Raw genomic sequence first — 12908 nt, 5'->3', positions numbered from 1 at the left:
CGTGGGAGGGACCCGAATTTCCACAGCGTGCCGCTGGAGCTGGGAGTTTCTTCACTGACTTGTGGCCAAGCCGATCATGCGATCGGTGCCCGGCGGTGCTTCCCGCGATCAGCCCTGGCGCTGCTTGTGGCGCAGGTTGTCGCAGATCACCATGACCCGCCCGTGACGGCGGATCACCTTGCACTTCTCGCAGATCTTCTTGACGCTCGGCTGAACCTTCACGTCCGTCCAATCTGTTCCGGGTTCACTGGGGTGTGAACACAGTTTTTCCCCAGTCGGCGACTGGGGAAGTCTTCATTCCGTTCCGGGCGCGGCGGATCGCTCCGACATCCCGCCCGGACCCACCCGGGCCGTCCCGGCGGACCGGGACGACGGGCTCACTTGTAGCGGTAAACGATGCGACCGCGGGACAGGTCGTACGGCGAGAGCTCCACGACCACGCGGTCCTCGGGGAGGATACGGATGTAGTGCTGCCGCATCTTCCCGCTGATGTGCGCGAGAACCTTGTGCCCGTTCTCGAGCTCGATACGGAACATCGCATTGGGCAGCGGTTCGACAACCCGACCCTCGACCTCGATGGCCCCGTCCTTTTTCGCCATGTCCTCCGCGATCCCGGTTTATGCTCAAACCTGGTTTGATTGCCTGGCTTCTGCTTGGATGGACCGGTCGGGTGTTTCCCACCGGCGGCACGCAAACAGTCGGCGCATAGGTGCACCGCCGCTCCAGCTTACCGACCGCCGCGCGATCCGGCAAAAAGCACCCCCTCCGACCCCCGGGCGCAGCGGCGCTCCCTGGCCCACGAGGGCGGTGACCCGTCCCGTAAACTGGGCGCAGTCCAGGCATCGGTCGAGCAGATCTAGGGGGATGTGTTGAGCCGTAGTGACGACGGCCTCCCCATGCTGCCACCCTGGTTGTCCGAGAGCGAAGCCGGCGGCGGCTACGAAGCACCGGTCCAGAATCTCCCGCACGAAGACCTCATCGACGACGCTCCCGAGCGCAAGCGTGGCCGTCGCCGCCAGTCCCCCGACGGCAGGCAGGACCCCGGTCACAGCGCGGGCCGCAAGGACAAGAAACGCCGCGGCTGGTTGGGCCGCGACCGCGACGCCGACAAGCCGGAACCCGCCCAGGGGTGGACGGAACCCGATCCACGGTCCGGCGGGTCGTGGGGGAGCCCGGCCTTCGACGGGCCCGGCGGCTCCGCGTCGTTCGATCCCGCGTCGTCCGATCCCGCATCCCACGCGCCCGGCACCGACCGGGCGCCGTCCGGATACGGGCAGCCCGGTACGCAACCGGAGCCCGCTGGCCCGTCCGGGCCGATCGCGGGTCGCCCGGGGCCGAACGAGACCCGGCCCAACGGGACGCACCCCGGCGAAATGATGCCCGGCCCCGGCGTCGGACAGCCGCCGCTTCCCGGCCACCCCGGACAGGCACCGCTCGACCGCGCACCCGCGCCGCACTCGGGTCCCACCCCGTACTCCCCCGGCACACCCGCGCCCGGCCCGGGACCACACGGCCACCCCGCAGGCTTCACCCAGCCGCCCCACCCCCAGGACGCACCGTCCGGCCCGATCTCCGGCCATCCCGGCGGGGAGGGCGGCGCACCGGCGTTCGCGCCGGGATCTCGTTCGGTAGGGCCGCCCCCGAACGCGGCGCCCGGCGTTCCGGCGCCCTCCGACACGAGCCACGGTGGGCCGATCGGAAGTGGACCTATCCCCAGCGGGCCGGGTTTCAGCGGGACTGACCAGGGCAGCTCGGATTTCAGCGGGCCGATCCCCAGCGGGCCGATCCCCAGCGGGCCGATCCCCAGCGGGCCGATCCCCAGCGGGCCGATCCCGAGCGGGCCGGTATCGGGCGGGCCCACTCCTGCCAGTCCGACCCCGAGCGGCCCGATCCCCAGCGCGCCGGCATCGGGCGGCCCCACTCCTGCCAGTCCGACCCCGAGCGGCCCCATCCCCAGCGCGCCGGCATCGGGCGGCCCCACTCCTGCCAGTCCGACCCCGAGCGGCCCCATCCCCAGCGCGCCGATATCGGGCGGCCCCACTCCTGCCAGTCCGACCCCGAGCGGCCCCATCCCCAGCGCGCCGATATCGGGCGGCCCCACTCCTGCCAGTCCGACCCACGGGATGGGCGCACCCGGTGGCGTGCCGGGCTCCGATCCGAGCGGATCGGTGGGCGACGGGCCCGCTCTCGGTGGGCCGTTCGGGGGTCGGGGGATTCCGGGTGGGTCTGCGCCCGTGGGGCCGGGTTCCGTCCCCGGTGCTCCCGGGTCGGGCGGCGAGCCTTCGCCGGGAGCGGTGGGGTCTCGGGCGAGCGCGGGAACGTCCGCGGTGCCGGGTCTTCCGACTCGTCGGCCGAGCCAGCCCTCCGAGGCCTTCCAGCCGTTGGGCCGCCGCTCCCCCGCGCCGACCGGCACCGACCCCTCCGACCGTGGCCAGGGCGCCACGCCGCCGGGTGGATCGGCGCCGGGCGGCGCGTCGAGGGCCGCCGGTGCCACCGCCGCGGAGAACCCCGCAGCCGGTGCCCCGTCGTCCACGGCCACCGACGCGGCGGACGACAACGCGCCGCGACGGCCTCGGGCTCTGCCGGACCTACCGCCACCGCCACCGGGAATGCGGTCGCCCGCATCGTCTTCGACATCGGAGCCCGCCTCACCTCCTGACGCGTCCGATCTCCCACCCGCGTGGTCGGGAGCAGACGGCACCACGCCTCCCGCTCCCACGAGCACTACGGCGACGGGCGACCCGACCGCGCCCGACAACGGCACCGCGCCCGGAACTCCCGCGGTGCCCACCGGCCCCGTGGTCCCGACGATCGCCGACACGCCCCCCGATGCGGGCGCGCGGGCAAACATCGACCGCCCCGCGGATGCCGCCGCGCCCGAAGCAGTTCGGCGAACTCCGAACCCCACCGCACCCGCCACCGCGCACGCCGATGCCGCCACACCCGCAAACCCGGCGGCCCCCACAGACTCCAGCGCGCCCCCGAACGCCAATGCACGCGCAAACGCCAGCGCGCCCGCGAATGCCAGCGCGCCCGCAGATACCCACGCGCCGGCGCATGCCAGCGCCCCCGCAGATACCCACGCGCCCGCGGATGCCAGCGCGCCCGCGGATACCACCGCGCCCGAATCGCTTCGGCAACCCGCGACCCCCACCACAGCCGCAACCACCGCGCACGCCGACACCGCCACACCCGCAAACCCCGCGGCCCCCACAGACTCCAGCGCGCCGACGAACACCGGCGCGCCCGCGGATACCGCCGCACCCGAATCGCTTCGACATCCCACTACCTCCACCGCATCCACCGCGCGCGCCGACGCCGACGCTCCGCCGAATCTGTCGGCGCCCATCCAGTCCACGCCGCCCGCACACTCCGCGGCATCCGCAAGCCCCGCCCCGCCCGCAACCACCGCGGCGTCCACGAACCCCACCGGGCCTACGAACACCCCCGCATCCACGGACTCCACTCCGTCCGCCGGTGCCTCCGCGAGTGGTGCGCCCACCCTCCGGCCGGGTGCGGACAGTTTCAGCGGCAGCGCGCCGATCGACGGGTTCACCCCGGTCGATCATCGGGCGGGGCAGCGTTTCGGTCCGGGTGATCGGCAGGCACCGTCGGCGGGCGCGGAAACCGGTGGCAGGCACCGGCTGCCCACCGGCCTTCCCGGACCATCTCCCGACAGCGGCGTCGCGGCCCATCGCGCCCCGGTGAGCGATCAGCCCGCACCGGGTGTCCTCGGACGCGACCCGAATGTCTTCGCCCAGGCCCCGGCCGATCCGTCGATGCCCGGCTGGAACCAGCCGCAGCCGAGCGCCCCGCCGCACTCCCCCTACGGCGCTCCGGCCGCGCAGCAGGGGTACCCGGCCGCACCGCCGTTCGCGGCGGCACCGGGCAACTACCACATCCCCGGCGACCGGCGACCCGGCGAGCCCGGCTACCTGCCCGAGCCCGGCTACCCGGCGGCGCCCGGCGAACAGCACCCCCCGCAGTCCGGGCAGCCCCCGGTGCAGGCGCAGGTCGCACCCGTTCCCCAGGCGCCGCCACCGTCGAGTACCCCGCCGTGGAACCCGGCGGGTGGCGCATCCCAGTGGGGTCAGGTGCCGCCGCAGGCGCCGCAGCCCGGCCATCCCTCCCTCGACGACGTGCCGATGCGACGGGCCAAGCGCGCGCCGGGCAGCGGCTGGCGCAAGGCCGTGCACCACATGTCCGGTGGCGCGATCAATCCGGGCATGTCGGCCGAGGAGCGACGGCTGCAGGAGCTGGTCGCGCGGATCAGGCAGCCGGTGCGCGGTGACTACCGGATCGCGGTGCTGTCGTTGAAGGGTGGCGTCGGCAAGACGACGACCACGATGGGCCTAGGCTCGATCTTCGCCTCCATCCGCGGCGACCGCGTGATCGCGGTGGACGCCAACCCCGACTTCGGCACGCTCTCGCAGCGGGTGCCACTGCAGACCAGGTCGACCGTGCGCGATCTGCTGCTCGACCCGTCCATCGAGCGCTACTCGGATGTGCGTAGGCACACCTCGCAGGCCACCAGCCGGTTGGAAGTGCTTGCCAGCGAACGCGATCCGGCGGCGTCGGAGGCGTTCAACGACGAGGAGTACCGGGCGGTCGCGCGGATCCTGCAGCGCTTCTACAACATCATCCTCACCGACTGCGGCACCGGCCTGATGCACTCGGCGATGGCGGGTGTGCTGGATCTGGCGCATTCGCTGGTGCTGGTGTCCTCGGCGGCGATCGACGGCGCGCGCAGTGCCGCGGCGACGCTGGACTGGCTCTCGCTGCACGGGCACGACCACCTGGTGCGCAATGCGGTCGTGGTGATCAACCTGCCGCGCGAGGGTTCACCGAACGTCGGGGTGCAGCAGTTGCGGGAGTACTTCCTCTCGCGCTGTCGTGCGGTGCACATCATCCCCTACGACCAGCATCTGTCCGAGGGCGCCGAGATCGATCTGCACCGGTTGAGCAAGCAGGCCAAGCGGGCCTACGTGGAACTGGCCGCCACGGTGGCCGACCAGTTCGGCGTCGACCACCGTCGCTATCACTGACAGCGGTGCGGTGCCCGGGCCCGCCGGTTCACCATTCGGGTAGTCGGCGGCGTCCGGCGACGACCTCGCGGACCAGGGCGTCGTAGGCGTCGGCCAGTTCGGCGAGGTGGTGCCAGGCGCCGTGCAGCATCTCGTCGTGGGCGTCCAGGGTGACCAGCGCGTGGTGGGCGCGGACGGCGGATTCGGCCAGCCGGTCGATGACGGCGCCGACGGTTTCGGTGTGCAGGGTGGCGCCGAGCCGGTGCTGGGGCACGCTGCGCAGCACCCAGTCGTCGATGGCCATCACCAGTTCGCCACGGCGGCGCTGGTTTTCGAGGATGACCGCCGGATCGGATTCGATGGAGCCGCCGCGTCCGACCAGGCGCCGTTCGTGCAGAACGGCCAGATCCCGCGCGAACCACAGCAGCGGACCGCCGACGACGCGGTGCCCGCGACAGGCCCGCACGAGCAGATCCGAGGAGGGGAGCACGCCGGGGGCATCGGCCCCGACCGCCGGACCGGCGCACGCCGTCGCCGGGGAGATCGCCATCACGACCGTGGATGAATCCGAACCTGCCACGTTGCCTCGCCATTCCTAGCCGCACAACACCGGATCAGGACGTCCTCACAATAGACGCGGGCAGGCCGGGGTCCAAGCGCGCCACACGGCGTCTTTCGTATGTCGCACAGCGATTTTCCGATCGCACACCGACCGGTCGTTTCCTCCTCAGAGCGGTGGCAGATGCGCGATCTGCACCATCTCCTGACCGCGTGAGCGCGAGACCAGCACGCCGCGGCCGGGCGGCAGTTTCGTGGGCCGCACGTCGCCGAGCAGCTTTCCTTCGTCCCGGGGACCGCTCATGATCAGGGTGTCGACGGACATGTTCTTCATGGTGCCGAGCACGCCGTCGAACAGCGCGCGGGAGGCGCCGCCGATGCGCCGGGCGACGATCAGGTGCAGGCCGATGTCCCGGGCCTGCGGCAGGTATTCCACCAGCGGCAGCAGCGGGTTGACGCCGGTCGCCACCATGTCGTAGTCGTCGACGACGAGGTAGATCTCCGGGCCGGTCCACCAACTGCGTTCGCGCAACTGCTGCGGGGTGATGTCGGAGCCGGGAATGCGCTGAGACATGTACTTGGCCAGGCCGTTGAGCATCTTGCCGGAGGTCTGCGAGGAGGTCGAGTAGCCCGCCAGGTGGTCGCCCTCGACCAGGCCGAGCATGGTGCGCCGGTAGTCGATGAGGATGACCTTGGCCTCCTGCGGCGTCGAGTTCTCCACCACGCCCATGACGATGTTGCGCAGCAGGGTGGTCTTGCCGCACTCGACGTCGGCGAAGGCCATGAAGTGCGGTTCGGCCTCGAAATCGATCACCCAGGGGGCGAGTTCGTTCTCGCCGAGGCCGACGACCACCTTGGTGGGGCTGGGCTTCACATCGTGGTCGGCGGCGATCGCGAGCACGTTCTCGCGGCTGATCTCGAGCGGCAGCATGCGCACCTCGGGCGCGCGCCTGCTGCCGTACATCTGGACCAGGTCCTGTTTGGCCTGCGCGACCCCGTCGGCGACGGTGGCGGCATCGGAGCTGGAGTCCAGCCGCGGCAGCGCGATCAGCATGTGCAGTTGCTCCGGGGTCAGGCCGCGGCCGGGCCTGCCCATCGGCACCAGCGCGGCGGTGCGCCTGCCCATCTCGGAATCGGTGGGATCGCCCAGGCGCAACTCCAGCCTGGTGCCGATCTGATCCTTGATGACCGGGCGGATCTCGCCCCAGCGCGAGGCGGTCATGATCAGGTGGATGCCGTACGACAGGCCCTGCACGGCGATGGCGTTGATCTGGGGTTCGAGCACGTCGAACTCCTCGCGCATCGCGGCCCAGCCGTCGATGACGAGGAAGACGTCGCCGAACTGGTCGGCGGCCAGCGGGTCGCGCGCCGGGTCGGCGGCGGTGCCGTTGATCATCCTGGCTTCCAGGCCCGCGAACTTGCGCCGGCGGAACTCGGCCATCGATTCGATGCCCAGTTCGGTGAAGCGTTCCTCGCGCTGGCGCATCAGCGTGGTCAGCTCGGCGACGGTGCGGCGCACCCTATCGCTGTCCAATCGGCCCGCCACCGAGCCGACGTGTGGGATGCCGGACAGGCCGGCCAGGCTGCCGCCGCCGAAATCCAGGCAGTAGAACTGCACCTGCTCGGGCGTGTGGGTCGCGGCGGCGGCCATCACGATCGTGCGGACGGTGGTCGACTTGCCCGACTGCGGACCGCCGACGACCGCGACGTTGCCCGCCGCGCCGGCCAGGTGCACGGTGAGCACGTCGCGGCGCTGCTCGTAGGGCTTGTCGATGATGCCGATCGGCAGCCACAGCTGACCGTGCCGGTTCACCGGCGAACGCCAGTCCGGCTCCGGCAGCAGCATGTCCACGCTCGGCGATTCGTCCAGCGGCGGCAACCACACCTCGTGGGCGGGGCGGCCGTGGCCGGTCAGGCGTTTGACGACGACCTCGAGCAGGGTGTCGGGCAGGCCCTCCTCCTGCGTGGGTGCCGCGGGCGGCGGGGGCGGCAGCTCCGGCAGGCCGGACCGGACGGCCGACGCGGGTTCGCTCGGGGCGGTGATCTCCACGGGCGCGGCGGTGAACAGCGTGGGGCTCTGCCCGCCGACGGTGCGCCCGTCGACCTCGCTGGTACCACTGGGTGAGACATAGGGACCCGAGACGTAGGTGGCGTTGAAGCGCAGCGGGTCGTCGGCGTCGCTCTTGAGGTAGCCGGAGCCCGGCACGCTGGGCAGATGGTAGGCGTCGGTGATGCCGAGGACCGCGCGTGATTCGTTGGCCGAGAAGGTGCGCAGACCGATGCGGTAGGACAGGTGCGAGTCCAGGCCGCGCAACTTGTTCTCCTCGAGCCGCTGCGAGGCCAGCAGCAGGTGCACGTGCAGCGAGCGGCCCAGGCGGCCGATCATCACGAACAGGTCGGCGAAATCCGGTTTCTGCGACAGCAGTTCGGAGAACTCGTCGACGACCACGAACAGCGCGGGCAGCGGGTCCAGCGGCGCACCCGCGGCCCTGGCCTTCTCGTAGTCGGTGACGTTGGCGAAATTGCCCGCCGCGCGCAGCAGTTCCTGACGCCGGTTCATCTCACCGGCCAGCGCGTCCTTCATGCGGTCGACCATCGAGAGTTCTTCCTCGAGGTTGGTGATGACCGCGGCGACGTGCGGCAGCGGCTCCAGGCCGAGGAAGGTGGCGCCGCCCTTGAAGTCGACCAGCACGAGGTTCAGGTAGTCCGGGGAGTGCGTGGTGACCAGTGAGAGCACCAGCGTCCGCAGGAATTCGGACTTGCCCGAGCCGGTCGCACCGATGCACAGCCCGTGCGGGCCCATGCCGTTCTCGGCGGACTCCTTGATGTCGATCTCCACCGGGGTGCCGTCGGGCGTCACGCCGATCGGCACCCGCAGCCGCTCCCGGGCGGTCCGCGGCCGCCACACCTTGGCCGGGTCGATCTGGGCGGCGTCGGGGATCTTCAACAGCGCCATCAGTCCGGGGTCGGCGCGGGTCTCGTCGCCGAGGCTCACGATCTGGGCGGCGGTGGCGATCCGGTAGCGGGCCAGCCCGCGTCCGAACGCCTCGGATTCGGCGATGCTCACCTCGTCGGCGACGGCGAACTTCTCCACGCCCGCGGCGCTCTTGGCACTCACGTCGCCGTCCTCGACCACCAGTTGCAGCCCGCGCCGCGCGGCCAGGCCGTTCTCCGGGGCGTTGAGGTCGAGCACGGTCACCGCGTCGAGGCCGGATTCGCTGATCAGGCGCTCGGTGCCGTTGACGTAGCCGTCGTCGATCACGACCACCAGGTGCAGCCGCCCCTGCGTGGGCTGCGGATTGCGCATGAACCGGCCGCGTTCGAGCAGTTCGTCGTTGAGCGCGGTCTCCAGCTCGCCGAGCGAGCCGTACATCATGCGGGCCGAACCCATGCCGTCGCGGGCGGTCGGATGTTGCAGATGCGGAAGCCATTTCAGCCACGCCCAGGTCGGCGCGTCGGGATCGGCACACACCACCGCGATCGCGACGTGGTCGGGTCCGTGGAAGGCGGTGAGTTCCATCAGCATCGACCGGACCAGTGTGCGCGCCTGGTCGGGGTCGCCGCCGATGTTGACGGCCGGGAACGCGCGCAGCGAGACCGCGGTGGGCAACTGGTGCACCACCGAATGCGTGCGCACGAACCGGCGCAGCGCGACGGTGGAGACGGGTTCGAGGTCTTCGAGCGGACCGGTCTCGGGCCGGGCGAGCTTGGTGGCCAGCCGGTGACTGCCGACGCCGACCCGCACGTGACCGAAGTCGGGGTCGTTGGGCCTGCGCTCCCACATCCGCCTGGTGCCGATCACGGAGACGAGATCGCGCGGCTCCGGATGGCTCCACAGCAGCGACTCGAGCTGCTTCTTCCCGGTCCTGCGCACGTCCTTGCGCATCTGGTCCAGGTAGCGGAAGTAGTCCTTGCGTTCCTCGTTGAGTTCGGCCGCGGTCTTGGAGGTGCCGCCGCGATAGCCCATCATCATGCCGACCATCGACATGATCATCATCATCGGGAACATCATCGCCATCGGATTGGCCAGCAGATTGCGGCCCATCATGGCCATCATCGCGATCATGCCGACCACCGCGATGACCATCACCACCGGCATGAGCTTCATCAGCAGCGGCGCGGGCAGCGGCCGAGGGATCTCCGGTGGCGGATTGAGCGCGACCTCACCACCGGGCGCACGCGGCGGCGCGATCCGCGGACGACGCACGAAACCTTCGGTAACCATTCGCTATCCCTCGGTGACTTCCCGGTCGAGGACTTCCCGATCGAGGTGGTCCAGGTCGAGCTCGCGCCGGTTGCGGAACGGAATCGACAGGGCGGCGCCGACCCCCAGCACTGCCAGGCTGGTGATCGAGCCGATGACGGCGACCCGGCGCGGGAGCGGATCGGGGCCGGGCGGGCGGGCCGGTTCGGCCAGCGGACGCGGGGTGTCGGCACCGGCGTGCACGGGCTGGTCGGGCAGTTCGGCGGTGAGTGCGGCGACCGGGTCGATCAGGCCGTGGCCCAGCTTGTCGTCGCGTCCGGTGCCCGGCGCGTGCGCGGTGCGGACCACGCGGTCGATGACCTGGGCCGCGCTGAGCTCGGGGAACCGGGCCCGCACCAGGGCGACCAGGCCCGACACGTACGGTGCCGCGAAGCTGGTGCCCTCGATCGGGCTGATGCCCTCGCTGGTCTGCACACCGTCGACCAGCCCGGTCCCGCCCGGTTTGCTGTCCAGCGAGACGATGCGGCGCCCGATCGCCGCGGCGCGCACCCACGGGCCGTGCAGGGACAGCTCCGACACCATGCCGTCGGGATCGATGGAGGCGACCGAGAGCACGTACGGATCGAACCAGGCCGGGCTGGCCACCGTCTGCACCGACGACCAGCCGGGCCGCTCGTTCTGGGTCTTACAGGCGCCTTCGGCGGTGAGGTTGCCCGCGGCCGCGACCACCACGACGTTGCGGTCGAAGGCGTACTTCACCGCGGCGCCGAGGGCGGCGTCCTCGGGTGTCGCGCCCGCCGCCGAACAGGCCACCTCGGAGATGTTGATGACGGTGGCGCCCATGTCGACCGCACGCACCACGGCGCCGGCCAGGGTGAGCACATTGCCGTAGCCGGAGGTCGTGATGGCCCCGGACTGCTCGCCGGAGCGGCGGTCCTTGGGCTCGTAGGCCAGGCTGAGCTGGCGGATGGCGAGGATCTCCGCGTCGGGGGCGACCCCGGCGAAGGCGTCGTCGGGGCTCGGCGCGGCGGCGATGATGCCCGCGACCAGCGTGCCGTGGCCGTCGCAGTCCACGGTGCCGTCGGTGTCGGCGACGTAGTCGCCGCCCGCCTGCAGCGCGCGCAGCCGCGGATGCCGGTTGACGCCGGTGTCGATGACGGCGACCTTCTGGCCCGCGCCGCGGCTGAACTGCCAGGCCGTGGGCAGGTCGAGCACGGCCTGCGCCAGTGGCGGTTCCACCGGCGGCGCACCGGTGAGGATCGGCTCCGCGCACACCGATCGCTGCTCGGTGGGCTCGAGCGGGGCGGGCCTGCCGCTGATGGCCAGCGCCGCGCCCAGGGCGCCGTCGTCGACGACCGGCGGCCCGATCGCCGCCGCCGAGGCAGGCAGGGCGAACACCGCCGCGCCGAGAACCACGGCGGCGCCGACTGTTCCGGCGCCGCGGCGCAGCCCCAGCCGCCGGTTCATAGGTTCAGGTTCCTCGCCATCGAATAGATGCCGAGCAGCCACAGCGCCAGCGGGATGATCGCGCAGATCAGCAGATATTCGAAGATCTCACCGGCGCGCCTGGTGACCGGGGTGATCTCGATGTGCGGGCCGATCACACCGAAGGCGACCACGGCGGCGGCCAATGCCAGCAGCAGCCCACCCGAGAGCAGCCACAGCCCGGAATCGCCGAAGGCCAGGGCGGTGAGCAGGCCGGCGATCACCGACGCACCCGCCACGATCAGCGTGCCCGCCTGCACCAGATCGGCGAACGCGCGGCCGCGCAGGCACAGGATGATCGCGGTGATCACGGCCAGGGTGAGGCCCTGCCACCGCACGTGCCCCAACGGGTCGGCGGTGCCGAGCGCGCCGACCGCCGCGACGACGGCCGCGCCGATCACCATGCCGGTCTGGTACTGATTGGCGGCCCTGGCGCGCTCGCCGAGCCCGACGGCCGAGGGCAGCGCGGTCGCACCGATCGCACCGATGCCCTCGATGGTCGGGCGCTGCTCGTGGTCGGCCGGGTCGATGGCGGCGCCCGCGGTCGGCACCGGCGGCACCGGCAGCCGGGCGGCGACGGCGGCGAGCCGCGGGATCATCGACAGCAGGATGATGGCGCCCACCAGCAGGCCGACCGCGATCCGGGGCAGCGGCGTGTCCCACACCATCCGCACCAGTGCCGCCACCCCGCCGAACAGCGCCAGCGTGACCGCCGCCGCGCAGAGGGTGGCCCCGACGCCGGTGGCACGGTACAGCCCGACGGCGATCACCAGGCTCACCGAGCAGCCGAGCATCAGGTGCGGGCTGCCCAGCTCACCGGGCACGAAAAGGGCGGCGCCGCCGAAGAACAGCAGCAGCGCCGTCAGCGACAGCCACAGCGCGGTGAGCCGGTCGTCGTACTTGCGCACCGCGATGACGGCGGCGGCGACCGCGGCCAGCCCGGCGCCGGTCGCGAGGAACGGCGCGGCGAGGCCACCACCGTGGCCGCGGCCGACCGCGAACAACCCGAGCGCGAGCAGCACCACCGTCACGCAGGCGGCCAGGCCGGTCCAGCGGGCCGACCGCGGCGACCAGCTGTGGTGGTCTTCGGCGGTCAGCCGGGAGACGGCGTCGATGACGTCGTCGAACAGCGCCGGCGACTCCTTGGCCGTCACCGAGCGCAGCACCAGGAGTTCGCCGTCGTAGACCTCGGCCTCGGTCAGCGTGCGGCTGGGCGGGATGGCGTCGCGACCGAGCCGGGCCAGCGTCCAGTGCTGGGTCTCGAGCGGCGCGGCGCCCTCCTCGCTGTCCACCGGGTCGGGGTTGCGGGATTCGATCAACGCCACCAGATCCCGCATGAAGGTGGCGATCGGCACCGTCGCGGGCAGGCCCACATCCACCTGGGTGTTGCCGCCGATCACCGAGACACGGCACAGTTCGGGCTCAGCGGCTACCGCGCCGCTGCTCAGCGATTCGGTCAATTGCTGAACGACCCCAGTTCCCTACTGAACAAATCCCGACCATTACACGACCCTTGCGCATTCGCGCGCTGCGGGTACGCGCGTTGCGGCGGACCGGCAGCGAAACCTAATGTATCGGACAGACTCAACGCACGCGATCGGTAGGCTGGCTGAAATATGAACGCAGGCAGTATCACT

The 12908-nt window shown here is 71.7% G+C and carries 7 protein-coding genes; 1 reads left to right on the top strand and 6 read right to left on the bottom strand.

Annotated features, from left to right (window positions below; translation table 11 throughout):
• Positions 1-108 precede the first annotated feature (108 nt).
• Positions 109-222, bottom strand: a complete 114-nt coding sequence (gene rpmJ / locus CRM89_RS26220; protein ID WP_011207363.1) for a 50S ribosomal protein L36 — start codon at positions 220-222, stop codon at positions 109-111.
• A 155-nt stretch (positions 223-377) separates the two neighbouring features.
• The gene (infA, locus tag CRM89_RS26215; RefSeq protein WP_003418601.1) at positions 378-599 is read right to left on the bottom strand and encodes a translation initiation factor IF-1; all 222 of its coding nucleotides are present in this window, start codon (positions 597-599) and stop codon (positions 378-380) included.
• Positions 600-3704: 3105 nt separating this feature from the next.
• Between infA and CRM89_RS26210 the strand changes: the two genes are divergently transcribed.
• Complete coding sequence (locus CRM89_RS26210) at positions 3705-5045, top strand: MinD/ParA family protein (protein WP_098086554.1); 1341 nt, start codon at positions 3705-3707, stop codon at positions 5043-5045.
• 28 nt (positions 5046-5073) lie between these two features.
• Here CRM89_RS26210 and CRM89_RS26205 read toward each other — a convergent pair whose 3' ends face one another.
• The 4 genes from CRM89_RS26205 to eccD all read right to left on the bottom strand — a co-directional run bounded on the left by CRM89_RS26205 (position 5074) and on the right by eccD (position 12731).
• Positions 5074-5574 carry a DUF4254 domain-containing protein gene (locus CRM89_RS26205; protein WP_041559843.1) on the bottom strand — a complete coding sequence of 167 codons (501 nt, stop codon included), beginning with the start codon at positions 5572-5574 and terminating at the stop codon, positions 5074-5076.
• 177 nt (positions 5575-5751) lie between these two features.
• A complete protein-coding gene (gene eccCa / locus CRM89_RS26200; protein WP_060593111.1) occupies positions 5752-9807 on the bottom strand; it encodes a type VII secretion protein EccCa in 4056 nt (1351 codons plus the stop codon).
• 3 nt (positions 9808-9810) lie between these two features.
• Positions 9811-11253, bottom strand: a complete 1443-nt coding sequence (gene mycP, locus CRM89_RS26195; protein WP_098086553.1) for a type VII secretion-associated serine protease mycosin — start codon at positions 11251-11253, stop codon at positions 9811-9813.
• Positions 11250-12731, bottom strand: coding sequence for a type VII secretion integral membrane protein EccD (eccD, locus tag CRM89_RS26190; RefSeq protein ID WP_011207358.1), 1482 nt, complete (start codon positions 12729-12731; stop codon positions 11250-11252). Before eccD ends, mycP begins: the two co-directional genes overlap by 4 nt.
• Positions 12732-12908: the final 177 nt, after the last annotated feature.

It is taken from the genome of Nocardia sp. FDAARGOS_372 (assembly GCF_002554515.1).
GTDB lineage: Bacteria > Actinomycetota > Actinomycetes > Mycobacteriales > Mycobacteriaceae > Nocardia > Nocardia farcinica.
This window is presented reverse-complemented; position numbering and strand designations above follow the sequence as displayed.